Origin of the sequence: Mycobacterium colombiense, assembly GCF_001672755.1 — a bacterium.
GTDB lineage: Bacteria > Actinomycetota > Actinomycetes > Mycobacteriales > Mycobacteriaceae > Mycobacterium > Mycobacterium colombiense_C.
Genome location: NZ_LZKI01000197.1, coordinates 1 through 26,087 on the forward strand (window position 1 = coordinate 1; position 26,087 = coordinate 26,087).

Annotated in this window: 21 protein-coding genes; 14 read left to right on the forward strand and 7 right to left on the reverse strand. The window is 67.2% G+C overall.

Annotated elements, in window-relative coordinates:
• Positions 1–603 (reverse strand): hypothetical protein (locus A5708_RS25470; protein ID WP_081293096.1); only part of this gene is annotated, 603 nt, incomplete at its 3' end.
• 151 nt (positions 604–754) lie between these two features.
• On the opposite strand from A5708_RS25470, the gene A5708_RS25475 reads away from it, so the two are divergent.
• The gene (locus A5708_RS25475; protein WP_065031269.1) at positions 755–2,041 is read left to right on the forward strand and encodes a mannosyltransferase; all 1,287 of its coding nucleotides are present in this window, start codon (positions 755–757) and stop codon (positions 2,039–2,041) included.
• On the opposite strand, the gene A5708_RS25480 is transcribed toward A5708_RS25475, so the two are convergent.
• From A5708_RS25480 to A5708_RS25490, 3 genes are all read right to left on the reverse strand, one after another.
• A complete protein-coding gene (locus tag A5708_RS25480; protein WP_044487049.1) occupies positions 2,038–2,322 on the reverse strand; it encodes a 4a-hydroxytetrahydrobiopterin dehydratase in 285 nt (94 codons plus the stop codon). The two genes, A5708_RS25475 and A5708_RS25480, sit on opposite strands and share 4 nt — an antisense overlap.
• A 153-nt stretch (positions 2,323–2,475) precedes the next feature.
• Positions 2,476–3,252: a hypothetical protein gene (locus A5708_RS25485; RefSeq protein WP_155766189.1), complete on the reverse strand. Its 777-nt coding sequence runs from the start codon at positions 3,250–3,252 to the stop codon at positions 2,476–2,478.
• Between the two features lie 8 nt (positions 3,253–3,260).
• Positions 3,261–3,599 carry a helix-turn-helix domain-containing protein gene (locus A5708_RS25490; protein WP_065031329.1) on the reverse strand — a complete coding sequence of 113 codons (339 nt, stop codon included), beginning with the start codon at positions 3,597–3,599 and terminating at the stop codon, positions 3,261–3,263.
• Positions 3,600–3,976: 377 nt separating this feature from the next.
• On the opposite strand from A5708_RS25490, the gene A5708_RS25495 reads away from it, so the two are divergent.
• On the forward strand, positions 3,977–6,586 hold the full coding sequence (locus A5708_RS25495) for a helix-turn-helix transcriptional regulator (protein WP_065031330.1): 2,610 nt from the start codon (positions 3,977–3,979) through the stop codon (positions 6,584–6,586).
• 114 nt (positions 6,587–6,700) lie between these two features.
• Here the strand turns inward: A5708_RS25495 and A5708_RS25500 are convergent, their stop codons facing one another.
• Positions 6,701–7,474 carry a DivIVA domain-containing protein gene (locus A5708_RS25500; RefSeq protein WP_065031271.1) on the reverse strand — a complete coding sequence of 258 codons (774 nt, stop codon included), beginning with the start codon at positions 7,472–7,474 and terminating at the stop codon, positions 6,701–6,703.
• 216 nt (positions 7,475–7,690) lie between these two features.
• Here A5708_RS25500 and A5708_RS25505 point away from each other — a divergent pair, with 216 nt between their 5' ends.
• The 7 genes from A5708_RS25505 to A5708_RS25535 all read left to right on the forward strand — a co-directional run bounded on the left by A5708_RS25505 (position 7,691) and on the right by A5708_RS25535 (position 19,275).
• The gene (locus A5708_RS25505) at positions 7,691–8,083 is read left to right on the forward strand and encodes a (deoxy)nucleoside triphosphate pyrophosphohydrolase (protein ID WP_065031331.1); all 393 of its coding nucleotides are present in this window, start codon (positions 7,691–7,693) and stop codon (positions 8,081–8,083) included.
• A 458-nt stretch (positions 8,084–8,541) separates the two neighbouring features.
• A complete protein-coding gene (locus A5708_RS25510; RefSeq protein ID WP_065031332.1) occupies positions 8,542–12,249 on the forward strand; it encodes a nitrate reductase subunit alpha in 3,708 nt (1,235 codons plus the stop codon).
• Positions 12,249–13,862, forward strand: a complete 1,614-nt coding sequence (gene narH / locus A5708_RS25515) for a nitrate reductase subunit beta (RefSeq protein ID WP_065031272.1) — start codon at positions 12,249–12,251, stop codon at positions 13,860–13,862. The genes A5708_RS25510 and narH overlap by 1 nt, the downstream gene beginning before the upstream one ends.
• Positions 13,859–14,527, forward strand: coding sequence for a nitrate reductase molybdenum cofactor assembly chaperone (gene narJ, locus A5708_RS25520; protein WP_065031273.1), 669 nt, complete (start codon positions 13,859–13,861; stop codon positions 14,525–14,527). Before narH ends, narJ begins: the two co-directional genes overlap by 4 nt.
• Positions 14,520–15,251 carry a respiratory nitrate reductase subunit gamma gene (narI, locus tag A5708_RS25525; RefSeq protein ID WP_065031274.1) on the forward strand — a complete coding sequence of 244 codons (732 nt, stop codon included), beginning with the start codon at positions 14,520–14,522 and terminating at the stop codon, positions 15,249–15,251. The genes narJ and narI overlap by 8 nt, the downstream gene beginning before the upstream one ends.
• Positions 15,252–15,444: 193 nt before the next feature.
• Entirely contained in the window at positions 15,445–17,334 is a 1,890-nt protein-coding gene (typA, locus tag A5708_RS25530; RefSeq protein ID WP_065031275.1) for a translational GTPase TypA, read from the forward strand.
• 45 nt (positions 17,335–17,379) lie between these two features.
• Entirely contained in the window at positions 17,380–19,275 is a 1,896-nt protein-coding gene (locus A5708_RS25535) for an ABC transporter family substrate-binding protein (protein ID WP_196772765.1), read from the forward strand.
• Positions 19,276–19,284: 9 nt separating this feature from the next.
• Here A5708_RS25535 and A5708_RS25540 read toward each other — a convergent pair whose 3' ends face one another.
• The gene (locus tag A5708_RS25540) at positions 19,285–19,896 is read right to left on the reverse strand and encodes a TetR/AcrR family transcriptional regulator (RefSeq protein WP_065031277.1); all 612 of its coding nucleotides are present in this window, start codon (positions 19,894–19,896) and stop codon (positions 19,285–19,287) included.
• Between the two features lie 95 nt (positions 19,897–19,991).
• Here A5708_RS25540 and mshB point away from each other — a divergent pair, with 95 nt between their 5' ends.
• From mshB to A5708_RS25560, 4 genes are all read left to right on the forward strand, one after another.
• On the forward strand, positions 19,992–20,903 hold the full coding sequence (gene mshB / locus A5708_RS25545; protein WP_065031278.1) for an N-acetyl-1-D-myo-inositol-2-amino-2-deoxy-alpha-D-glucopyranoside deacetylase: 912 nt from the start codon (positions 19,992–19,994) through the stop codon (positions 20,901–20,903).
• Positions 20,904–20,995: 92 nt separating this feature from the next.
• Positions 20,996–21,457: a hypothetical protein gene (locus A5708_RS25550; RefSeq protein ID WP_065031279.1), complete on the forward strand. Its 462-nt coding sequence runs from the start codon at positions 20,996–20,998 to the stop codon at positions 21,455–21,457.
• Positions 21,458–21,549: 92 nt separating this feature from the next.
• The gene (locus tag A5708_RS25555) at positions 21,550–24,189 is read left to right on the forward strand and encodes a bifunctional FO biosynthesis protein CofGH (RefSeq protein WP_081293097.1); all 2,640 of its coding nucleotides are present in this window, start codon (positions 21,550–21,552) and stop codon (positions 24,187–24,189) included.
• Positions 24,190–24,228: 39 nt separating this feature from the next.
• Positions 24,229–24,993: a maleylpyruvate isomerase N-terminal domain-containing protein gene (locus tag A5708_RS25560; RefSeq protein ID WP_065031281.1), complete on the forward strand. Its 765-nt coding sequence runs from the start codon at positions 24,229–24,231 to the stop codon at positions 24,991–24,993.
• Between the two features lie 24 nt (positions 24,994–25,017).
• On the opposite strand, the gene A5708_RS25565 is transcribed toward A5708_RS25560, so the two are convergent.
• Positions 25,018–25,350 (reverse strand): hemophore-related protein, encoded by a 333-nt coding sequence (locus A5708_RS25565; RefSeq protein WP_007773659.1) that lies wholly within the window; start codon positions 25,348–25,350, stop codon positions 25,018–25,020.
• A gap of 388 nt (positions 25,351–25,738) precedes the next feature.
• On the opposite strand from A5708_RS25565, the gene fdxA reads away from it, so the two are divergent.
• Complete coding sequence (fdxA, locus tag A5708_RS25570; RefSeq protein WP_007773662.1) at positions 25,739–26,065, forward strand: ferredoxin; 327 nt, start codon at positions 25,739–25,741, stop codon at positions 26,063–26,065.
• Positions 26,066–26,087 lie beyond the last annotated feature (22 nt).

Sequence of the window (26,087 nt, forward strand, 5' to 3'; positions counted from 1 at the left end):
GCCGGCCGGCATCGCCGGCATGTTGACCTGTGCCTGCGGAAGCTGCGGAGCCGGCGGAGTGGCCGGTGCCGCCGGAGAAGACAGCCCCGGGATCGCGGGCAGGCCCGGGATCGACGGAGCGGACGGAGCGGCGGGACCCGCAGCCGCCGGCTGCGCACCCGTCAGGCCCTGGATCATCCCCGGAATACCGCCGGTCGCCGTCGACGGCGCGGCCGGGGTCGCCGACTGCGCCAGCCCCGGAAGGAAGGGGTTGGCCGCCGGAGAAGGCACCTGGGCGGCGGGGCTTGTCGGCGCGGTCAGTCCGGGGATAGACGGAAGACCCGCCGCCGGAGCCGCCGCGGTCGCCGGAGCGGTGGCCGCCGGAACACCCGGGAAGCTGATGCCCGGAGTGGCCGGAGCCGCCGGCGGCGTGGCGCCGAGTGCGGTCGCGAGGTTCTGCAGGATTTGCGGTGCGTTGGCCGCCGAACTGATCAGCTGCTGCGGAATGTTCGGCACGGCCGGGGCCGGCACGGGGTCGGCGTGGGCGATACCGCCCGTCAGTAGCGCTGCGGACGAACCGACCACGACGGCGGCTGCACGCATGTAAGTCCAGATGGTTGGCATGACTCTCCCTGATTGATCGATTACAGGTCCGGCGCTGAAGTTACTTTGATGCAGATGGGACTCAAGTGACACGTGTGGCATTTATGAACTCGTTACTGATACGAGTGAGAAGGGTGACCGAACGGGCGAAAAAGGCCCTGCACGAAGCTGAGTGGGGACCGACGGCGCCGCGGCGCGTGCCCCGCTCGCTAAAGTCGGGCGGATAGACACCACCTCGGCCGCTCCGGCGGCGCCCAAGCCCCAGCGGTTGGCGACTCTCCTTCAGGCGGCCGCGCCGATGCTGCTCATCGCGAGCATCGCCGCGCGGCTGGCGTGGACGTATCTGGCTCCCAACGGCGCGAACTTCGTCGACCTGCACGTGTACCTCGGCGGGTCGGCCGCGATCGACCACCCCGGCACCTTGTACAGCTACGTCTATGCCGACCAGACGCCGGACTTCCCGCTGCCGTTCACCTACCCGCCGTTCGCGGCGGTCGTGTTCTACCCCCTGCACCTGTTGCCGTTCGGCCTCGTCGCCTTCCTCTGGCAGATCGCCACCATGGCCGCGCTGTACGGCGCGGTCCGGCTCAGCCAGCACCTGATGGGCGTGGCGGCCGGCGCCGCCGGCCGGCGTGTCGCGATGTTGTGGACGGCGGTCGCCATCTGGATCGAGCCGCTGCGCAGCACATTCGACTACGGACAGGTCAACGTGTTGCTGATGACCGCGGTGCTGTGGGCGGTTTACACCACCCGGTGGTGGCTGTCGGGGCTACTGGTGGGCGCGGCGGCCGGGATCAAGTTGACCCCCGCGGTCTCCGGTGTCTACCTGGTCGGCGCCCGCCGCTGGGGCGCCGCGGTGTTCTCGGCGGTCGTTTTCGTTGCCACCATTGGGATTTCGGTCTTGGTTGTCGGTGATCAGACCCGCTACTACTTCACCGACCTGCTTGGCGATGCGCATCGGGTGGGCCCCATCGCCACCTCGTTCAATCAGTCCTGGCGCGGCGGCATTTCGCGGATCCTGGGCCACGACGTGGGATTCGGCCCGCTGCTGGTGGCCGCCGTCGCCGTCACCGCGGTGCTGGCCGTGCTGGCCTGGCGCGCCCTGGACTCCGCCGATCGGCTGGGCAGGCTCCTGGTGGTGGAGCTGTTCGGGCTGCTGCTCTCACCGATTTCGTGGACCCACCACTGGGTATGGCTGGTGCCGCTGATGATCTGGGCGATCCACGGCCCGGTGCGCGCGCTGCGCGGAGCGCGCGCGGTGGGGTGGGGTTGGCTGGCACTCACCGTGATCGGCGTGCCGTGGTTGCTGAGCTTCGCCCAACCGACCATCTGGCAGATAAGCCGGCCCTGGTACCTGGCGTGGGCCGGGCTGATCTACATCGTGGCGGCGGTGGCGACGTTGATCTGGATCGCCGCGAGCGGCAGCCGGGAGACCCGGGAGAAGGGTCCGGTCGTCTAGTTATCGACGATGCCGTCGATATCGCGGGCCATGTCGATGTCGTTTTTGGTGATGCCGCCCTCGGAGTGCGTGACGAGGGCGAAAGTCACTGTCCGCCAACGAATATCGATGTCCGGGTGGTGGTCCTTGCTCTCCGCGTGCTCGCCCACCCGGCGTACGGCATCGATGCCCGCGAGAAAACTCGGAAATTTGATCGAGCGGCGCAGGGCGCCGTCGGCGCGCTCCCATCCGTTGAGGTCGGGCAGTGCGGCGTCTACTTGTTCATCCGTTAACACAGCCATACCGCAACTTTACTCCTGTTGCTGAAACCGGCTCTGCCTGCGATAACTTAAAGGATTGTCGCGCAAGGCAATTGGACGGTTGGCCGGCCAGAAAGACAGGGCCGATAGTCGGCGAGAGGTTGCCCCAGGCCGGGGCCGCGACCGGGAAAGGTGTCAGCTGCGGATCTTGTCCGGCCGGCCGGTAAACCAGCGCGCGCCGGTCGCGACCAGGAGATTGCGCCAGGGAGTGAGCTTGCGCTGCCAGGAGCGGGACGAGGAGATCGAGAACACCACCGTGCAGATGCACGTTGCCAGCAGTCCCCCGTCGTACCACGGGGCGTGACCGGAGATGAGTATGCCGAGGCCGACGATGCTCAGGGCACCGATCGCAAGGCCGACTAGCCACGCGATAGCCACCGGCTTTGCGCGTGGGTCGTCGCGCAGATGACTCACGGCAACCCATGCGTTGAGTGTGCCGAAGTAGAGCAAGGCCGTGACGTGGACCGCGAAGCAGGCGATGATCCAGGGGTAGTGCGAGATGTGGGGGAGGAGCTTCTCGGGCGTGTTGGAGCCTTTGCTGTGGCAGAAGAGGGCGACGATCAGCGCCACGCTGATCGCGAAAGGCCAGTGCAACATCGGAGCGATACGGTTGCGCATCGACGGCATCCGCAGCATCCCGGCGAGCGTGCTTGACGCCAGCGCAGCCTGCAGGCAGAAGAAGCCGATCATGTTGTTGACGTGCCACAGGCCAGTGATCTCGTAAAGCATTTTGCCGATGTTGGATTCGGCCTGCGGCGCGATGAGCGCCACGCCGACGCCAAGTAGCAGGATTGCGCCCGTCGTGGGCGATTCCCACGGGATGCGCCAGGTACCCCGGCGTACCCAGAGTGCCCAGGCCACGATCGCCAGCGTGATGTTGCAGGCGACCGTAACGGGGACCCCGATGTCCAAGATGCCCACTACAGTGGGGGTCCGTTCACGTCGACGCGTGGCGTGATGAGCTTGCCCCGGGCCTTGGCTTTAGCCGTCGTTGCAGGGCTGTCACCGCCACTACCCCACGCGGCGTCGTCGGTGCTGACCAGTCCAAAGCGAACCATGAGGTCGACGGGGTTGAGGTCGAAGTGCTCGGCGATGATCCGTAGCTCCTCGGCGTCGGGATAACTGTCCTCGCGCTTGCGGCGGTAGTAGGTGGCGTGGGAAACGCCAAGGGCCGCGCTGATGTCGGAGGCGCTGACTCCGTCGAGCAGATAGGTCAGGAGGCTTTCGAGGCTCTTGCCGTTGTCATCTGTGCGTGGCATGCGCCACACGATATATCAGTATCACTGGTGATACAACGTAAGACTCAATGGGGCAAGCCAATCAATAGCTATATGAACCTCTCAAAATCGAGAATAGTGTTGCAGTGCTGATACGGTTTGATCTACATTGTCGAAGCATGTACCGCCAGCCCACGACCAAGCGTCGGGTCGGCCATACCCTCCATTCAGAGGCCGCTCACCCCGAGCCTGAACGGTCGCTTGGCGTCGCGCCGGAGCGCCGGCAGCAGCCCGCCCTCACGCCCCCGGGTCAACCCACCGCTGACCCCGACACGCGGCGGCTCCGCGACTCGGTGCCCGCAGACCTGACGCAGCAGGTCCGGCCACCAGTGCACATGGAAAGCGGATCGAAGTGGCCGATGGTGGGCCGAGACGATGAGTTCCGCCGAGCCTTGGCGACGTTGAACGACGCCGCGGAGTTCCAAGGCGTCGTCTTGGTGGGCGATAGCGGTATCGGCAAATCGATGTTGGCTCGTGCCCTCGCCTCGGTCGCCGAGTCGCGCGGGGCGACGGTGCGGTACGTGCTGGCGTCTCAAACTTGTTCGTTAGTGCCGCTGGGCGCGTTTTGTCGGTCCCTGACTATCGATGCACCACTGCAACCGGTCACCATGCTCGCCGCGGCGCAAGCGACGCTGGAGCGGCAAGAGAACCTGGTCGTCGTCGTCGATGACGCCCATTTGCTCGATCCGTTGTCGGCCATCTTGGTACAGCAGCTTGCGGCCAGCGGCAGTGCGCGACTGATCATGACCATCAGATCGGGCAGCAACGCACCCGACGCGGTGACTGCGTTGTGGAAAGAGCAGCTATTGCTCAGGCTGCGTATCGAAGCTTTCACCCGGGAGCAGACCGGGGTGCTCGCGTCCGCGGTGCTCGGCGGGATCGTCGACGCCGAGCTGATCAACGAGTTACACGACCGAGCCGTGGGCAACCCGCTGCTGCTGCGCGGCCTGTTGTGCGCAGGTCAGGAAAGTGGAGTTCTCGTCCACACCGAAGGTGGATGGCAACTTCGCGGTGCGTTGCGTGCGGGCCGCGAACTGCACGATGTGCTCGAGTTTCACCTGGAGTCCTTGGCGCCGGAGGAATTAGAGGCGGTCGAGATCCTGGCGGCCGCGGAGGTCCTCGACTTGGAGACTCTGCGTAGGCTTTGCGATCCCGAAGTGGTGAGACGCCTTGAGCGCTCAGGCGTAATCGAATTTGTTGCCGACGAGTTGAACACGGTGGCACGGTTGTTTCACCCCATCTTGGGTGAAACGGCAATGCAACGAGCCGGGTTGGTGCGCTGGCGTCATCTCAATAGTGTTCTAGCGCAACATCTTTGGAAGCAATTACGAAGAGCTGGGCTGTCGAGGGTGCCGGATGTGCGCACCCGCATACAGCTGGCCCAGTTCATGATGCGAAGCGAGCTGGTGCCAGATCTGGACGTGATCATCGATGCAGCGGCGAGCGCGGTGACGATGTCCAACATAGCTTGCGGAGAGGAGCTGGCCCGCTTCGCGCTCGACAATGGCGCTGGGGTGACGGCGGCGATCGTGCTTGCACAGGCGATGGGCTGGCAGGGTCGAGGCAACGAGGTCGAGGCAGTCCTCAATGACGTCGACCCCGATGGTGCCGATGAGTGGCTGGCCGCGCAGTGGGGCTGTCTGCGTGCCGCGAATCTCTTCTTCAGCTGCGGGCAAGTTCAGCCGGCACGACTGGCACTTGCAGAAGTGAGGGAGCACATCGATTCTGATGAGCCGCTCCGCCTCATCACTGCCGTGGAAGGGGCCTTTGCGTGCTTTTCCGGCGACGTCCGGACGGCACTCGACCTTGGGTTGACCGTGTGTGAATCCGATGCGCAACCGGTGGTGACGATGTGGGCAGCCATCTCGACGTGTTGGGCGTTGGCCCTCACCGGGCGGTTCGGCGAAGTCCAGCGCGTAGCGGATTCGGGCCGGGCAGCCGTGTTCGATCAGCCGGGACCGCAGCAATTCGTCGTGGGGTTGGCTGAGGTGGCGGCATTGACGGGCGCCGGTGATCATGTGGCGGCCGAAAGGGTTTGGGAACGCAACGCTCGGACGACCAGAGTATGGCCCGGTGCCGACGCCTTCGTGCACGCCATGATCGGACTGCTCCAGCTTGCCCGCGGTGCGCTGGCATCGGCCTGTGCTGCCTTTCAGGACTCGATATCGGCAACATCGCATGGTTTTCCGTCGGGCTGGTTGATGTTGGTGGCGGCATGGACCGCGCAGGCCCAAGGCGCGCGGGGAGACGGTGAGGCTGCCGCTACCGCTCTGCGGACTTCGGAAGAAGCCTATGGGCCGCAAGTCGCGATGTTCTTGCCGGAACTTGAGCTGGGCCGGGCCTGGGAACGGGCGGCTGCCGGCGAGACGACGACCGCCCGGATGCACGCGATGCATGCCGCGCAGATCGCGCGTCAGTCGGGGATGTGCGCCATCGAGATGCGCGCGGTGCACACCGCTGTCCGCTTCGGCGACCGATCGTGCGCCGAACGGCTGGAGGAACTCGCCGGGGTGCTGAGCACTCCGTTGGCGGGGGCGATCGCCGTCCATGCTCGCGGCCTCGCCGACCACGACGGCGACTTACTCGACGTTGCGGCCAGCCAATTCGCCGATCTGGGCGCAGTGGCACTTGCCGCCGACGCAGGGGCTCAGGCCGCAGGCGAACACGCGCGTAATGGCCAGCGGGGCAAGGAAATAATGTCGTCCACGCGTGCACATTTGCTGGCCGTGCGGAGTGGAGCGAGAACACCCGCGGTTGACGCCGCGGCCAGGCCATTGCCCCTCACAAAGCGCGAACGCGCGATCGTGATGCTGGTCGCGGAAGGCTTGTCCAACCGTCAGATCGCCGATCGGCTTTGGATATCGGTACGAACGGTGGAAGGACACCTCTACCGCGTATTCCCCAAGCTGGGCGTCAAAAACCGCGACCAGCTCCTCCATTTGGTCCGTCTCGCGCTATACGGGACTTAAGGAAAGGGACCGTCCGCGAACTATGGCCAAAGCGGCCAGAGCCGAACAGAATTGCTGGACGGTGGCGCACAACCCACGACGGCGGCGGCGCGGCTGCAGGATGTCCGCCACAGCCTACGAGGCAACAGCGGGACCCGGTGCCTGACTTTTCTGATCCAGCTGCACCACGACGCTCTCCTCCGGGGGGTTGTTTCGTTCCTGGTACGCCGTCTCGAGGATCGCCGGAACCCTTTGAAGGTCGCGGGCTACGCCCATCAGTTCCTCCAGGATCATGATTCGCCGCTGATTCGCCTCACCCAGCGCCCGGCGGGCCTGCTCGTCGGAATAACGAGCTCTCTGTTTCGCGTCGGCGAGCAGTTGGTCGCGCTCGTGCTGGGCTTCCTGCCACGCCTCATCGATCGACGATTGGGCTTCAGCACGCATCCTGGCGAGTTCGGCGTCGAACTCTTTCCTGGTTGCCGCACACTCCGTCTCCAGCGCCTTACGCTGCTCGGCGATGTCCGCCAGCAACTCCCGGTGCTCTCGGTGGGCGGCCTCGGTCTCGGCCTCGGCCTCGGCGATCAGCGCTTCTACCTCGGCGCGCGACTCGCCCTGCATCTGGGAAATCTCATCGAGCGCACGCCGCAGCAACTTCGCCATTCGATGTTGCATCGCGTAGGGCGATGGCGAAGTGTCCGAGAGGATGGCGACCTCATCCTTGAGACAGGCGACTTCGATCCGCAGCGCGACCGCTTCATCGCCGGATTCGTTTCGCTGGGCCCGGAGGTTCTGGACTTCGTCGATCAGGAACTTCTGCTTGGCGAGCAACACCTTGATGTAGGCGTCGACAGCAGCCGTGTCATAGCCCCTGAACGTGCGGGAGAACGTCTTTGCGGGTTCGGTGGTCATTGCCAACCCCCCAATTCCTGGAGTGCCTATAAAGAGATAGCGACCGGCTAGAGCCGAGTATCCCACGCCGGCGCTCAAACCGGAAGAGAACCGTTGTGTCACAAGGGAATTCGATCGACATCGGGTTGCTTGGATGCCATTCCAATGAATTTTGATCCTTCGCCGGCCGAGGGCGTCGTGTCGGTTGAGGGCCCCGACGGTATACCGTCACTGGCCATGTCGACCCAGATCGTCGTCGCGGGCGCCGTGATCTGCGACTCCAAGGTCTTGGTGGCACAGCGTGTCCGTCCGCCGGAGCTGGCCGGCCGCTGGGAGCTGCCCGGTGGCAAGGTCGCGCCCGGTGAAACCGAGCGCGACGCGCTGGCCCGCGAGCTGGCCGAGGAGCTGGGCCTGGCTGTCGGTGACGTCGTGGTGGGCGATCGGCTGGGTGCCGACGTCGCGGTGGACGGCCGGTTCACGCTGCGGGCCTACCGCGTGCGCCTGATCCGCGGCGAGCCCGACGCCCGCGATCACCGAGCATTGCGCTGGATCACGGCAGCTGAGCTGCACGATCTCGACTGGGTTCCGGCCGATCGTGGCTGGTTAGGGGACCTGACCCGGGCTCTTTGACGGCTGCCTCATAACAAGTCCACAGACTTCCGGCAGCTTATGTACAGCCGCGTTGCAGGTCTTCGCAGTGAACTGAATAGAACAATATGACTTGTAATAACGACGCCACACGAAGCTGCCCTGGATGTGCGTGCCGATAGCGAGCCGAATGCTTGTTCAGACCTTCCCGTCAGGGCGCTCGCGCCGGGCCGGGACGCTGAAGGGTGCGCAAAAACCGATGCTCATGACCACTTTTTCCGCAGATTGCCCACGCGCGGTGGACCTGATTTCGCCCTCGGCGCAGACCTATGCTGGTGCTGTATCGCCCCCCGGCCCCGCGGGCCTGAAATGCCGAGTGTTGAGCCGATCCGAGCCGGTGTGGGCGGCTGGATCACCGGGCTGATTGCCGAAGACAACGCATACGGGGCCGGACCAACGGCCCGACGAGGCGCGACGCTACCGAATTGGAGGAGCACTTCTTGACTGTCACACCTCACATTGGCGGAGTGCTCGAGGAGCTCCTGGAGCGCAGCGGGCGGTTTTTCACGCCCGGCGAGATCTCGGCCGACCTGCGCACGGTGACGCGGGAGGGCGGCCGCGAAGCCGACGTGTTCTACCGCGACCGGTGGAGCCACGACAAGGTGGTTCGCTCCACGCACGGGGTGAACTGCACCGGATCGTGCTCGTGGAAGATCTACGTCAAAGACGGGATCATCACCTGGGAGACCCAGCAGACCGACTACCCGTCGGTGGGCCCGGACCGGCCCGAGTACGAGCCGCGCGGCTGCCCCCGAGGTGCGTCGTTCTCGTGGTACAGCTACTCACCGACCCGCGTGCGCTACCCGTACGCCCGGGGCGTGCTGGTCGAGATGTATCGGGAGGCCAAGGCGCGGCTCGGCGATCCGGTGCTGGCATGGGCCGACATCCAGGCCGACCCCGAACGCCGTCGCCGCTATCAGCAGGCCCGCGGGAAGGGCGGACTGGTTCGGGTCACGTGGGCCGAGGCGACAGAGCTGATCGCCGCCGCCCACGTGCACACCATCAAGGCCTACGGACCGGATCGCGTCGCCGGATTTTCTCCCATCCCGGCGATGTCGATGGTGTCCTACACCGCCGGCTCGCGCTTCTTCGAGCTGATCGGCGCCCCCATGACGTCGTTCTACGACTGGTATGCCGACCTCCCAGTGGCCTCACCCCAGGTGTTCGGCGACCAGACCGACGTGCCCGAATCCGGGGATTGGTGGGACGCAGCGTATTTGATGATGTGGGGCTCCAACGTCCCGATCACCCGCACGCCCGACGCGCACTGGATGGCCGAGGCGCGCTACCGCGGCACCAAGGTGGTGACCGTCAGCCCGGACTACGCCGATAACACCAAGTTCGCCGACGAGTGGATGCCGTGTGCGGCCGGAACCGACGGGGCACTGGCCATGGCGATGGGCCACGTCATCCTCTCGGAATGCTATGTGCGGAAACAGGTTCCGTTCTTCGCCGACTATTCCCGCCGCTACACCGATTTGCCGTTCCTGATCAAGCTGGAAGAGCGCGGCGACATGCTGGTGCCGGGAAAGAACCTGACGGCAGCGGATCTGGGGGAGGCCTTCAAGAGCTCAGAGAACGCGGCGCTCAAGCCCGCCGTGCTGGACGAGAGCACCGATTCGGTTGTGGTGCCGCACGGTTCGCTGGGATTCCGGTACGGCGAATCGGGCGTCGGCAAATGGAATCTCGATCTCGGCGACCTGACGCCGGCGCTCAGCGTGCGCGACGCCCAGCGCCGCAACGGGGATCAGGACAGCGCGCTGGTGCACCTGCCCAGCTTCGACACGGTCGACGGCGAGGGCACGACCGTGGCGCGCGGTGTTCCGGTGCGCCGCATCGGTAAGCACCTGGTGTGCACCGTCTTCGACCTGATGCTGGCCCAATACGGGGTGGCGCGGCCCGGCCTGCCGGGCGAATGGCCCACCGGCTACGACGACGCCACCCAGCAGAACACCCCGGCGTGGCAGGAAGCGATCACCGGCGTGTCGGCCGCCCAGGCCATCCGGGTGGCCAGAGAATTCGCGCACAGCGCCGAGGAATCCGGCGGCCGTTCCATGATCATCATGGGTGGCGGCATCTGTCACTGGTTCCACAGCGACGCGATCTACCGTGCGGTGCTCGCGCTGCTGATGCTGACCGGATCGATGGGCCGTAACGGCGGTGGCTGGGCCCACTACGTCGGCCAGGAAAAGGTGCGCCCGCTCACCGGTTTCCAGACGATGGCGATGGCAACCGACTGGGTGCGTCCACCGCGGCAGGTGCCCGGCGCCTCGTACTGGTACGCCCACACCGACCAGTGGCGCTACGACGGCTACGGCGCGGACAAACTGGCCAGCCCGGTGGGCCGGGGCAGGTTCGCGGGCAAGCACACCATGGACCTGCTGGCGTCCTCGGTGGCCATGGGGTGGAGCCCGTACTACCCCCAGTTCGACCGGTCCAGTCTGGACGTCGCGGACGAGGCGCGCGCCGCCGACCGCGACGTCGCCGACTACGTCGCCGAACAGCTCGGCCAGCGCAAGCTGAAGCTCGCCGTGACCGATCCCGACAATCCGGTGAATTGGCCACGCGTGCTTACCGTGTGGCGTGCCAACCTGATCGGCTCGTCGGGTAAGGGTGGCGAGTACTTCCTGCGCCACCTGCTGGGGACCGACTCCAACGCTTCGGCGCTACCCCCGGAGGACGGGGTCCGGCCCACCGACGTGACCTGCGAGGGGGAGATCCCCGAGGGCAAGCTCGACCTGATGATGTCGATCGACTTCCGGATGACCTCGACGACGCTGGTGTCCGACGTCGTGCTGCCCGCGGCGACCTGGTACGAGAAGGCCGACATCTCCAGCACCGACATGCACCCCTACGTGCATGCGTTCAGCGCCGCGACCGATCCACCGTGGGAAACCCGTTCGGACTTCGACGCTTTCGGCGCCGTCGCCCGCGCCTTCAGTGCGATGGCCAAGGACCATCTGGGCACGCGTACCGATGTGGTGCTCACCGCGCTGCAGCACGACACCCCGGACGCGATGGCCTATCCCGATGGCACCGAACAGGATTGGTTGCATTCCGGCGCGACGCCGGTGCCGGGGCGCACGATGGGCAAGCTCACCGTGGTGGAGCGTGATTACAGCGCCATCTACGACAAGTGGCTGACCCTGGGCCCGCTGGTCGACAAATTCGGCCTGACCACCAAGGGCATCACGGTGCACCCCTTCCGGGAGGTCGAGGAGCTGTCCGCGAAGTTCGGGGTGTTGAAATCCGGTGTGGCGGCGGGTCGTCCGGCCATCACCACCGCGGCGCGGATGGCCGACGTGCTGCTGCTGCTGTCCGGAACCACCAACGGACGGCTGGCGGTCGAGGGCTTCCACGAACTGGAGAAGCGCACCGGCCAGCGGCTGGTGCATCTGGCCGAAGGCAGCGAGGACAAGCGCATCAGCTACGCCGACACCCAGGCGCGGCCCGTTCCCGTGGTCACCAGCCCGGAGTGGTCGGGCAGCGAAACGGGTGGCCGCCGCTACGCGCCGTTCACCATCAACATCGAAAACCTCAAGCCGTTCCACACTCTCACCGGGCGAATGCATTTCTATCTCGCGCACGACTGGGTCGAGGAGCTCGGCGAGCACCTGCCGGTGTTCCGGCCGCCGCTGGACATGGCCCGACTGTTCGGCCAGCCCACGCTCGGCACCTGCGAGGACGGCATCGGACTCACCGTCCGCTACCTGACGCCGCACTCGAAGTGGTCGTTCCACTCCACCTACCAGGACAACCTGTACATGCTCTCGTTGTCCCGCGGCGGCCCGACGATGTGGATGAGTCCGGGTGATGCGGCAAAAATCCAAGTCCGCGACAATGATTGGGTCGAGGCGGTGAACGTCAACGGCATCTACGTGTGCCGGGCGATCGTCTCGCACCGGATGCCCGACGGCGTGGTCTTCGTCTACCACGTTCAGGAGCGCACCGTGGACACGCCGCGCTCCGAGACCAACAACAAGCGCGGCGGCAACCACAACGCGCTGACCCGGGTGCGTATCAAGCCGAGCCACCTGGCCGGCGGCTACGGCCAGCACGCGTTCGCGTTCAACTACTTGGGGCCGACCGGTAACCAGCGCGACGAGGTGACCGTCGTGCGTCGTCGCAGCCAGGAGGTGACGTACTGATGAAGGTCATGGCGCAGTTGGCGATGGTGATGAACCTCGACAAATGCATCGGTTGTCACACCTGTTCGGTGACCTGCAAGCAGGCGTGGACCAACCGATCCGGTACCGAATACGTCTGGTTCAACAACGTCGAAACCCGGCCCGGACAAGGCTATCCGCGCACCTACGAGGACCAGGAGCGGTGGCGCGGCGGCTGGATCCGCGACAAGAAGGGCCGGCTGCGGCTGCGCGACGGCGGACGCCTGAACAAACTGCTGCGCATCTTCGCCAACCCGAAGTTGCCCCTCATCGGCGACTACTACGAGCCCTGGACCTACGACTACGAAAACCTGACCACGGCACCCGCGGGTGACACCTTCCCCACGGCCGCACCCAAAAGCCAGATAACCGGTGAGCCGATGAAGATTTCGTGGGGGCCGAACTGGGACGACAACCTGGCCGGGTCGACCGAGATCCTGTCCGAGGACCCGATCCTGAAGAAGGTCAGCGAAGAGGTCAAACTCTCGCTCGAAGAAACCTTCATGTTCTACCTGCCCCGCATCTGCGAGCACTGCCTCAACCCGTCGTGCGTGGCGTCGTGCCCGTCGGGCGCGATGTACAAGCGCAGCGAGGACGGCATCGTGCTGGTCGACCAGGACCGCTGCCGCGGCTGGCGGATGTGTGTGTCCGGATGTCCTTACAAGAAGGTCTATTTCAACCACAAGACGGGCAAGGCCGAGAAGTGCACGCTGTGCTATCCGCGGATGGAGGTCGGCCTGCCGACCATCTGCTCGGAAACCTGCGTAGGGCGGTTGCGCTACCTGGGCGTGGTGCTCTACGACGTCGACCGGGTGCTTGAGGCGGCGTCGGTGGAGAAGGAGACCGATCTCTATCCGGCGCAGTGCGAGATCCTGCTGGACCCCAACGATCCGGAGGTCATCGCCGGCGCGCGGGCGGAGGGAATCCCGGACGAGTGGATCGAGGCCGCGCAGCGCTCCCCGGTGTACGCGCTGATCCACACCTACAAGGTGGCGCTGCCGTTGCACCCGGAATATCGCACCATGCCGATGGTTTGGTACATCCCGCCGCTCTCGCCGGTGGTCGACGCGGTCAGCCGCGACGGGCACGACGGGGAAGACGTCGGCAACCTGTTCGGCGCGCTGGACGCGCTGCGCATCCCGATGCAGTACTTGGCCGAACTGTTCACCGCCGGCGACACCGCGGTCGTCGAGGGCGTGCTGCGGCGGCTGGCGGCGATGCGCTCCTACATGCGTGACATCAACCTCGGCCGCGAGACCCAGCCGCACATCCCGCATTCGGTCGGCCTGACCGAAGAAGAGATCTACGAGATGTACCGGCTGCTCGCCATCGCGAAATACGAAGAGCGTTACGTCATTCCGACCGCCTTCGCGCCGCAGGCCCGCGACCTCGAGGAGATGGGCTGCTCGCTGACGGGTGACGGCGGGCCCGGCATGTACGAGTCGGACCCGGTGGTGTCGGTGGAGACCTTCCACACGCTCAAGGAGCGCGGCGACGATCCCGGCAACATGCGGCCGTCCACCCGGGTGAACCTGCTCAACTGGGACGGCGGCCGGGTACCCGCCGGAATGTTTCCCGAAGAGCACGAGCGATGAAACTGCTTTCGGCGCTGCGGGAGCGCTCCACCAACCGGGCGATGCAGGATCGCCTGGTGTGGCAGGCGGCGTCGCTGCTGCTGGCCTACCCGGACGACGGGTTGGCCGGGCGCCTGGACGCCGTCGACGAGCTGCTCGCGCACATCAGCGGTGCGCCGGCGGCGCTGCTGCAGCAGACGGTCGCGGCGCTGCGCGCCCGCGAGCCGATGGCCGCCGCGATGGACTACGTCGCCACCTTCGACATGCGCCGGCGCTGCACGATGTACCTGACCTACTGGACAGCGGGGGACACCCGCAACCGCGGCCGGGAGATGCTGGCGTTCGCCACCGCGTACCGGGAGGCGGGTGTGACGCCGCCCGCCGGCGAGGCGCCCGACCATTTGACGGTGGTGCTCGAATTCGCCGCCACCGTCGATCCCGAGGTCGGTCGGCGACTGCTGGACCAGCACCGCGTGCCGATCGACGTGCTGCGGGGCGCCCTGGCCGACGCCGAGTCGCCATACGAGCCGACGGTAGCGGCGGTCTGCGAGACCCTGCCCGTCGCAACCGATCAAGAAGTTCGCCGCGCCGAGCGGCTGGCCAAAGCCGGACCACCGGCGGAAGCCGTTGGGCTGCAACCGTTTACCCTGACCGTGCCACCCCGCAAAGGAACGCCAAGTGTTTAGCAACGTCCTGTTCTGGGACATCGCGCCCTACGTCACGCTGTCGGTGCTGATCGTGGGCACCTGGTGGCGCTACCGCTACGACAAATTCGGCTGGACCTCACGCTCGTCGCAGATCTACGAGTCACGACTGCTCAGCATCGCCAGCCCGATCTTCCATTTCGGCATCCTGGCGGTGTTCGCCGGACACGTGATGGGGCTGTTCGTCCCGCCCAAGGTGACCCAGATGATGAAGATGAGCGACCACTTCTACCACCTGCAGGCGGTCATCGCCGGGTCGATGGCCGGCATCGCGACGCTGATCGGCATCGGGTTGCTGATCTACCGGCGGTTCACCCGCCCCGCGGTGAACATGGCCACCAGCCGCAGCGACAAGGTGATGTACGTGGTGCTTTTGCTCGCCATCGTGGTCGGCCTGTACTGCGACCTGATCGGCACCGGCCCGCACGGCGGCGAGTTCCACTACCGCTACACCGTCGGGATGTGGTTCCGCCGGATCTGGCTCTTCCAGCCGCACGGTGAGGTCATGATCAACGCGCCGCTCGACTACCAGCTGCACGCCCTGATCGGCATGGTGCTGTTCACGCTGTGGCCTTTCACCCGGCTGGTGCACGTGTTCAGCGCCCCGGTCGTGTATCTGTTCCGGCCCTACATCGTCTACCGCAGCCGCGAGGCCGCGGCCAAGGGCGAACTCGTCGGTACGGCACCGCGCCGGCGGGGCTGGTAGCGGGGCGGCAAAGCACACTGAACGCCGTACGGCGTTCAGCTGCAACCTGGGCTTCGGTTGTGCGGCCAGGCAGGCGACACGCCGATGCGAGGCGCCGCCACTGCACACTCAACGCCTCGTCACACACACTCAAATTTCCCGCTCACCACCAGCCGGTTCGCTATCCGGGGCCCCCGCTGCCACAATCACCGACGTGCTATTTCGCAACGTCGCCATCGTCGCCCACGTCGACCACGGAAAGACCACCCTGGTTGACGCGATGCTGCGGCAGTCGGGCGCGCTGCACCACCGGGGTGACGACGCGGTCGAGCGCCTCATGGACTCCGGGGACCTGGAGAAAGAAAAGGGCATTACGATCCTGGCCAAGAACACGGCCGTCCATCGCAAGCATGCGGACGGAACGACGACCGTCATCAATGTCATCGACACCCCGGGTCACGCCGACTTCGGTGGTGAGGTGGAACGCGGACTCTCCATGGTCGACGGGGTACTGCTGCTGGTCGACGCCTCCGAGGGCCCGCTGCCGCAGACCCGTTTCGTGCTGCGCAAGGCTCTGGCCGCCCACCTTCCGGTGATTTTGGTCGTCAACAAGACCGACCGGCCGGACGCCCGGATCTCCGAGGTCGTCTCGGAGAGCCACGACCTGCTGCTCGACGTCGCGTCGGACCTCGACGAGGAAGCGCAGAAGGCCGCCGAGCACGCCCTCGACCTGCCGACGCTGTACGCGTCGGGGCGGGCAGGCATCGCCAGCACGACGGAACCGGCCAATGGTGAGAACCCGGCGGGCGACAACCTCGACCCGCTGTTCGACGTGCTACTCAAGCACATCCCGCCGCCGCAGGGCGACCCCGAGGCGCCGCTGCAAGCGCTGGTCACCAACCTCGACGCGTCGGCCTTCCTGGGCCGGCTGGCGCTGATCCGCATCTACAAGGGCCGGATCCGCAAGGGCCAGCAGGTGGCCTGGATGCGCGAGGTGGACGGGCACCCCGTCATCACCAACGCGAAGATCACCGAACTGCTGGTGACCGAGGGCGTGGAACGCACGCCCACCGACGAAGCCATCGCCGGGGACATCGTGGCCGTCGCGGGCATCCCGGAGATCATGATCGGCGACACGCTCGCCGATCCGGACCACGCGCACGCGCTGCCGCGCATCACCGTCGACGAGCCCGCCATCTCGGTGACCATCGGCACCAACACCTCGCCGCTGGCGGGCAAGGTGAAGGGGCACAAGCTGACCGCTCGCATGGTGAAGTCGAGGCTCGACGCCGAACTCGTCGGCAATGTCTCCATCAAGGTCGTCGACATCGACCGGCCCGACGCCTGGGAGGTGCAGGGCCGCGGCGAGCTCGCGCTGGCGGTGCTGGTCGAGCAGATGCGCCGCGAGGGTTTCGAGCTCACGGTCGGCAAGCCGCAGGTCGTCACCCAGACGATCGACGGCAAGCTGCACGAGCCCTTCGAGGCGATGACCATCGACTGCCCCGACGAGTTCGTCGGCGCGATCACCCAGCTGATGGCCGCCCGCAAGGGCCGGATGGAAGAGATGACCAACCACGCGGCGGGCTGGGTCCGGATGGACTTCATCGTGCCCAGCCGCGGCCTGATCGGCTTCCGCACCGACTTCCTCACCCTGACCCGCGGCACCGGTATCGCCAACGCCGTGTTCGACGGCTACCGGCCGTGGGCGGGGGAGATCCGGGCCCGCCACACCGGGTCGCTGGTGTCCGACCGCGCCGGCACCATCACGCCGTTCGCCATGATCCAGCTCGCCGACCGGGGCCAGTTCTTCGTCGAGCCCGGTCAGGACACCTACGAGGGCATGGTCGTCGGAATCAACCCGCGCGCAGAGGATCTCGACATCAACGTCACCCGCGAGAAGAAGCTGACCAACATGAGGTCGTCGACCGCGGATGTCATCGAAACGTTGGCCAGGCCGCTCGAGCTCGATCTCGAGCAGGCCATGGAGTTCTGCGCGCAAGACGAATGCGTTGAGGTGACCCCGGAGATCGTGCGGGTGCGCAAGGTCGAGCTGGACGCCACCTCCCGGGCCCGCAGCCGGTCGCGCGCCAAGGCCCGGGGTTAACACCGGGTGGTCGGACGGGCTGCTGGGCAGCTGCTCGATACCCTGATCGGCGTGCCGAGACGCGTCCGCCGCCTGTTCATGGTGCTCGGCGGCCTGGTCTCGTCGGTCGGATTCGTCCTGTCGGCCTGCACGGTCAACCCGCCGCCGGCGCCGCAGAGCACCGATACGCCGCACAATTCGGTGCCGCCGCCGCCCCGCGTCAGCGAGATCATCATGGGCATCGACTCGATCGGCGCCGGCTTCAACCCGCACCTGTTGTCCGACCTGTCCCCGGTGAACGCCGCGATCAGCGCGCTGGTGTTGCCCAGCGCCTTCCGGCCGGTCCCCGACCCCAACACGCCGACCGGCTCACGCTGGGAGATGGACCCCACCCTGCTGGTGTCGGCGGAGGTGACCAGCCAGAACCCGTTCACGGTGACCTACAAGATCCGGCCCGAGGCGCAGTGGACCGACAACGCGCCGATCGCCGCCGACGACTTCTGGTACCTGTGGCACCAGATGGTCAGCCAGCCCGGGGTCGTCGACCCGGCCGGGTATGACCTCATCACCGGCGTGCAGTCCCTGGAAGGGGGCAAGCAGGCGGTGGTCACCTTCGCCGAACCGTATCCGTCGTGGAAGGAGTTGTTCAGCAACATCCTTCCGGCGCACATCGTCAAGGATGTGCCCGGCGGCTTCGCGGCCGGCCTGGCCCGGGCGCTTCCGGTCACCGGCGGGCAGTTCCGCGTGGAGAGCATCGACCCGCAGCGCGACGAGATCCTGGTGGCGCGCAACGACCGCTACTGGGGGCCGCCGGCCAAACCCGCGCTCATTCTCTTCCGGCGCGCCGGTGCGCCGGCCGCGTTGGCCGATTCGGTGCGCAACGGCGACACCCAGGTGGCGCAGGTGCATGGCGGCTCGGCGGCCTTCGCCCAGCTGTCCGCCATCCCCGACGTCCGGACCGCCCGGATCGTGACGCCGCGGGTCATGCAGCTCACGCTGCGGGCCACCGAGGCCAAACTCGCTGACACGCAAGTGCGTAAGGCGATCCTGGGGCTGCTCGACGTCGACCTGCTCGCCGCCGTGGGCGCGGGCAGCGACAACACCGTCACCCTGGACCAGGCCCAGATCCGCGCGCCGAGCGACCCCGGATACGAGCCGACCGCGCCCCCGGCGATGACGACGCCGGCCGCGCTGGCATTGCTGGAGGGCGCCGGATACAAGGTCGAACCCAACTCCTCGGCCTCACCCGCGCCGACCCCGCCGAACACCGGACCGCCCGAGGCCATCCGCGGCCGGATCAGCAAGGACGGCCAACAGCTTTCACTGGTCGTCGGGGTGGCGGCGAACGACCCGACAGCGGTCGCGGTGGCCAATACCGCCGCCGACCGGTTGCGCAACGTCGGCATCGCCGCGACCGTGCTGGCGCTCGACCCGGTCACCCTGTACCACGACGCGCTGACCGACAACCGCGTGGACGCGATCGTCGGCTGGCATCAGGCGGGCGGAAACCTGGCCACCCGGCTCGCCTCCCGATACGGCTGTCGCGCACTGGAATCGACCCAGGTACCGATTTCCAACGGGCCGGCGCCCGCGCCCGCCACCTCCGCCGGCCCGACGCCGTCCACCGGCCCGGCCACCACGGCGACGACTCCGACGACGACGCCGCCGCCCAGCCGGCCCCCGGATCCCAACGCCCTGGTGCAGGCGCCGTCGAACCTGACCGGGATCTGCGATCGCAGCATCCAGTCGAACATCGACGCGGCCCTCAACGGCACCAAGAACATCAATGATGTGATCACCGCGGTGGAACCGCGGTTGTGGAACATGTCCACCGTGCTGCCGATCCTGCAGGACACCACGATCGTCGGGGCCGGCCCGAGCGTGCAGAACGTCAGCTTGTCCGGTGCGGTTCCGGTCGGCATCGTCGGCGACGCCGGCCAGTGGATCAAGACCGGGCCGTAACCCGCGTCGTCAGTCGGCGTCCCGCGCCGCCCGCGGCGGGATCACAGTGTCGACGATCAGCGCCAGCTCGCGCCGGTTCGGCGGCGACCCGTTCAGCAGGAAGTGCTGGTTGATCAGGGCCGACCCGATGCGGGCGGTGAGTGGCGTGACGACCTGCGGGTCGAGATCGCCGTCCTCGATGGCGGCGTGCAGGATCGCTTCCACGATCTGCAGCCGCGGCCGCACCACCGCATCGGCGAAGATGGCCCGCATCTCGGGTTCGTGCAACAGCTGATGGATGACGTCCAAGCCGGGGAAGCCGGTCTTTCCGGCCAGCAGGTCACGTTGCGCGGTGAACATCGCCAGCAGGTTCTCTCTGGCCGAACGCCCCGAACGCAGCTCGGGCAGCGGCGGCAGCGCGAAAACCAAAGCGGCGTGCACCAGCTCGCACTTGGTGTCCCAGCGCCGGTACAGCGCGGCTTTGCCGGTGTGGGCCCGCGCCGCGATTCCCTCCATGGTCAGGCCGCCGTAACCGACCTCGGTCAGCTCGGCCAGGGTCGCCTCGTAGAGGGCGCGTTCGAGGACTTCACCTCGCCGACGGCTCCGGCTGCCGGTGTGGTCTGCGTCCGTTAGCTGAGGCACTCCTTGATAGTAGCCGTGCGCGTTCCTATCTGCCGCTTACCGGCGGGTAGCCGCCGGGCTGCCGAAATCGGCCCCGCTGCCGGTAGGGTGCGTCCATGCCTGAGACGCCGCGGCTGTTGTTCGTCCACGCGCATCCCGACGACGAAAGCCTCGGTACCGGCGCCACCATCGCCCACTACGCCGCCCTCGGGGCGGACGTCCGCGTGGTCACCTGCACGCTGGGCGAAGAGGGCGAGGTGATCGGCGATCGCTGGGCCGAACTCGCCGTCGATCGCGCGGACCAACTCGGCGGCTATCGGATCGGCGAACTCACCGCCGCGCTGCGGGCGCTGGGCGTCGGCGGACCCCACTATCTCGGTGGCGCCGGCCGGTGGCGCGATTCGGGCATGCGCGGCACTCCGCAGCGGCACTGGCAACGCTTCATCGACGCCGACGAGCGCGAAGCCGTCGGCGCATTGGTGGCCGTCATTCGCGAGCAGCGCCCGCACGTCGTGGTGACCTACGACCCGGGCGGCGGCTACGGCCATCCCGATCACGTGCACGCGCACCGGGTGACGGTGGCCGCCGTGGCGGCGGCCGGACCGGGAGCCGCCGCCGACTTCCCCGGCGAGCCCTGGGCTGTACCGAAGTTGTACTGGTCGGTCTTCGCGACGGGCACATTCGAGGCGGCCATGGACGCCCTCACGCCCGAGGATCTGCGGCCCGAGTGGTCGATCCCGCCCAAGGAAGAGTTCACCTTCGGCTACGCCGACGCCGACATCGACGCCGTCGTCGAGACCGCCCCGGCGGCCCGGGACGCCAAGCGGGCGGCGCTTGCCGCGCACGCCACTCAGGTGGTGGTCGGACCGACCGGTCGGGCCTGCGCGCTGTCCAACAACGTGGCGATACCGATCCTGGGCGACGAGCACTACGTGCTGGCGGCCGGCGCCGCGGCGGAGCGCGACGGGCGCGGCTGGGAAACGGACCTGCTCGCAGGGCTTGGTTTCGCCGCGGCCCCGACGCGGTAGGCTGCCAATCAGGCAGCCACGGAAGGAATTTGCATGGACCCCGACCTGGACCCTAATCAGCAACACTGGCAGGACCGGCTGGACAGCCTGCAGTGGGTTATCGGCTCCATCATGTCCAACATCGACAGCGTCCCGACCTGACCGAAACCAAGCCAAGCGTCGCGTCCGTTGACGACAGCGGCGCAGCCGACCCCGCGATCCGTTTCGTCGTGTTGGCCCTCTTGGCGGTCGACGGGGTGCTCTCCGCACTTGCCGGAGCCCTGCTGCTGCCTCTGTATATCGGGACGGTCCCGTTTCCCATCAGTGGCCTGATTTCTGGACTGGTCAACGCGGCGCTGGTGTGGGCCGCCGGTCGCTGGACCCGCTCGCCGCGGCTCGCGGCCCTGCCGTTGTGGACCTGGCTGCTGACGGTGGCGGTGATCAGCATGGGCGGCCCGGCCGACGACGTCATCCTCGGGGGCCGCGGCCTGATGGCTTACGGGGCCTTATTGCTGCTGGTCCTGGGGGTCGCACCGCCCGTGTGGGTGCTGTGGCGGCGCGGCCGGGGCGTCTGACGCTCGGCCGGGATGTCGCCCGCGTGCCCGCGCGGGTGTGCCGCTACTGTTGACTGTTGCCCAGACGGACCCGCCAACGGGTGCCACGATTTATGTTGGGACGCACGGATGAAATTCGATCGTCGGGAAGTTACACCAAAGTGCTGTTGACTCCGGGCGAGGAGCCTACCGCTCTGCCTAAGCCTGTGGTTCCGGCCAAGGCCACCACTGAGGTCAGTGCCTCCGCGCTGCGACGGGTATTGCGACGGGCTCGAGATGGCGTGGCGCTGAACATCGACGAGGCCGCGGTCGCGATGACCGCGCGCGGCGCGGATCTCGCGGATCTGTGCGCCAGCGCGGCGCGGGTGCGCGACGCGGGTCTGGAGTCGGCGGGACGCCGCGGCCCGGGCGGTGGGCTGCCGATCACCTACTCACGCAAGGTGTTTATCCCGGTGACCCACCTGTGCCGGGACAGCTGCCATTACTGCACCTTCGTCACCGTCCCCGGCAAGCTGCGCGCCCAGGGCGCCGGCATGTACCTGGAGCCCGACGAGATTCTCGACATCGCCCGCCGCGGCGCCGAACTGGGTTGCAAGGAAGCACTATTCACGCTCGGTGACCGGCCCGAGGATCGCTGGCCGGAGGCGCACGAGTGGCTGGAGGCTCGTGGCTACGACTCGACGCTGTCCTACGTACGTGCGATGGCGATCCGGGTGCTCGAGGAGACCGGCCTGCTGCCGCACCTGAACCCCGGCGTGATGAGCTGGTCGGAGATGGCCCGGCTGAAGCCGGTGGCGCCGTCGATGGGCATGATGCTCGAGACGACGTCGCGGCGGCTGTTTGAAACGAAAGGGCTTGCGCACTATGGCAGCCCGGACAAGGATCCGGCCGTCCGCCTGCGTGCGCTGACCGACGCGGGCCGGTTGTCGATTCCGTTCACCACCGGGCTGCTGGTCGGCATCGGCGAGACTCTCGCCGAACGTGCCGACACCTTGCACGCGATTCGCAAGTCGCACAAGGAGTTCGGTCACGTGCAGGAAGTGATCGTGCAGAACTTCCGGGCCAAGGAACACACCGCGATGGCCGCCGTCCCCGACGCCGGCATCGAGGACTACCTGGCGACGGTGGCGGTGGCGCGGTTGGTGCTGGGCCCCGGGATGCGCATTCAGGCGCCCCCCAACCTGGTGTCGCGCGACGAGTGCCTGGCGCTGGTCGGCGCGGGGGTGGACGACTGGGGCGGTGTTTCACCGCTGACGCCCGACCACGTCAACCCGGAGCGGCCCTGGCCGGCCCTGGACGAACTGGCCGCGGTCACCGCCGAGGCCGGCTACGAGCTGGTTCAGCGGCTGACCGCGCAACCCAAATACGTGCAGGCGGGCTCGGCCTGGATCGACCCGCGCGTGCAGGGACACGTGACGGCGCTGGCCGATCCGGCGACCGGTCTGGCTCGCGATGTCAACCCGGTGGGGATGCCCTGGCAGGAGCCCGACGACGTCGGCTCCTCGGGCCGCGTCGACCTCAACGCGGCGATCGACAGCGAGGGCCGCAACACCGACACCCGCAGCGATATCGACAGCGCCTTCGGCGACTGGGAATCGATTCGTGCCCACGTCCACGAACTGGCCGCACAGGGCGCCCAAGCGCCAGAACGCCTAGACACCGACGTGCTCGCGGCGCTGCGCTCCGCCGAGCGCGACCCAGCCGGCTGCTCCGACAGCGAATACCTGTCGCTGGCGACCGCGGACGGCCCGGCGCTGGAAGCCGTTGCCGCCCTTGCGGATACGCTACGGCGCGAGACCGTCGGCGATGACGTGACGTTCGTGGTGAACCGCAACATCAACTTCACCAACATCTGCTACACCGGGTGCCGGTTCTGCGCGTTCGCGCAACGCAAGGGCGACGCCGACGCGTACTCGCTGTCCACCGAAGAGGTCGCCGACCGCGCCTGGGAGGCGCACGTCGCAGGCGCCACCGAGGTGTGCATGCAGGGCGGCATCGACCCCGAGTTGCCCGTCACCGGCTACGCCGACCTGGTCCGGGCGGTCAAAGCGCGGGTGCCGTCGATGCACGTGCACGCGTTCTCGCCGATGGAGATCGCCAACGGTGTGACCAAGAGCGGGTTGAGCATTCGTGAGTGGTTGATCAGCCTGCGCGAGGCGGGCCTGGACACCATCCCCGGCACCGCCGCGGAGATCCTGGACGACGAAGTGCGCTGGGTGCTGACCAAGGGCAAGTTGCCGACGTCGTTGTGGATCGAAATCGTCAGCACCGCACACGAGGTGGGGCTGCGCTCGTCGTCGACCATGATGTACGGCCACGTCGACAGCCCGCGGCACTGGGTCGGCCACCTCAACGTGCTGCGCGACATCCAGGACCGCACCGGTGGTTTCACCGAATTCGTGCCGTTGCCGTTCGTGCACCAGAGCTCGCCGCTGTATCTGGCCGGGGCGTCGCGTCCCGGGCCCACCCATCGCGACAACCGGGCGGTGCATGCGCTGGCCCGAATCATGTTGCACGGACGCATATCTCAGATCCAGACCAGCTGGGTCAAGCTCGGTGTCGAGCGTACCCAGGTGATGCTGAACGGCGGCGCCAACGATTTGGGCGGCACCTTGATGGAGGAGACCATCTCGCGGATGGCCGGTTCGGAATTCGGCTCGGCCAAGACAGTGGCCGAGCTGATCGCGATCGCCGAGGGCATCGGCCGCCCGGGGCGGCAACGCACCACCGATTACACGACCCTGGCCGCGTAATTCGCTTTCGTGTCACAGGCGGCGGGTATACCCGAAGCCGTGAAGCGACGAATCGACGACGACCGATTTCCCGAGTGGGCGCCGTTCGTGGATGCCGTGCGCAGGCACGGACCCGACGCCGGCACCTGGTGTGAAGCCTGGACGGTGCGCGACATCGTCGTGCATCAGGCGGGAAACGCCGAAGAACTCGCCCGGGTGCTCGGCGGCCATCTGGCGGGTGAGCCCGTCGCCACCCGCGGCTTCGAGGAACGCGAGGGCCCGTTGCGCGCGCTGAACGACGCGGATCTGTGGGACGCGCTGACCGACCGGATGGCCGGCCTCAACGATGTCGCGCTGGCGGCCGAAGCGGTGCCCGCCGACACCGATGTCGCCTGGACGGGCCGCACCATGAAGGTGCCCTGGTTCGCCGAGCACATGCGCGAGGAGCTCGTCCTGCACAGCTGGGATATCACCGGGGATGAGCCGGGCGCCCAGGCCCGGCTGGCCGAGCCGTGGATGACCACGCACAGCGTCCTCGCGGTCGGCAGGCCGCTGCTGGTGAAGGGGGCCAAGCAGCTGGAGCCCGGTGAGCGCATCGAGGCCCGCCTGCGAGCCGACGGCACCGACGACGTCGTCCTGGCCGCCGATCCGGATCAGATCACCATCGGCTTTGCCGAACCGGACGGCCCGGCCACCCTGGAAACCGACGCGGCCGCGCGCGTGCTGCTGCTGTGGGGCCGCAGGCCCGCCGATCCATCACGCATTCGCAGCCGCGTCGGGCCGGAGACCCTGGGCCGGGTACGCCGCCTGCTCGGCGGTTACTGAACCGCTTCGTGCGAAGCGATCGGCTCAGTAGTTGTTACAGGTGACCGCGACCTGGTTGATGTCGTCGTAGTACTTCTGCGCCGACGGCATGGCCTGGATCTGCTGGGCCATCTGCTGGCGCTTCGGCGGCGGCGCCGCCAGGAAGTTGCGGATGTAGGACTGCGCGACCGGCGACGAGTTCAGCTGCTGGGCAGCAGCCGGGTCGGTCGCGTTCAGCGCCGCGATAACCTGCCCGTAGTTGCAGGTGGTGTTGATGATCGCGTCCGACGGGTCGGCCGATGCGACCCCGGCCGCGGCGGTCAACGCCACCGCCGCGCTGCCAACCGCAACGCCCAATTTGCTCAACGACAGCCTCATGTGTGGACACCTTCCCCAGTTAATGCACCGCTATTACGGCGAGAACGTCTGCCCAGCGGTTGCCGTCTTTCGGTTGAGATTACCAGGCCCCGTGAGCGTGCTCGCAACGCAAGAGCTATCGACCGCCCCCGCCGGAGCGTTACTCTTCGCAGGTCAGCGGCCCGTCAGCGCTGTTCGCCCTCGGCGAAACGGAGCCCGGTCGCGGCCTCCGAGACTGTCGGTCTTAAATCTGTGTACCGACAGGCGCGCCAAATGGTTGACCTGTATCTGCAACGTCTAGTATCAGTAACCGAAAGCTTCATCGGAAGCGGTCGGACGCGCCGGTGCGAGCTGAACAGCAGCCCACATTTCAGCCCACGAGATGGCCTAGTACATGGAGGAGACGTCTGTGACGTACACGATCGCCGAACCCTGTGTCGACATCAAGGACAAAGCCTGTATTGAGGAGTGCCCGGTCGACTGCATCTATGAAGGCGCTCGGATGCTCTACATCCACCCCGACGAATGCGTCGACTGCGGGGCGTGCGAGCCGGTCTGCCCCGTCGAAGCTATTTACTACGAAGACGATGTGCCGGACCAGTGGAGCCAGTACACGCAGATCAACGCCGACTTTTTCGCCGAGCTGGGATCGCCAGGCGGTGCGGCCAAGGTCGGCATGACCGAGAACGACCCGCAAGTGGTCAAGGATCTGCCACCGCAGGGCGAAGGCGACTGAGCGGGCCGGTGCCACACCAGCT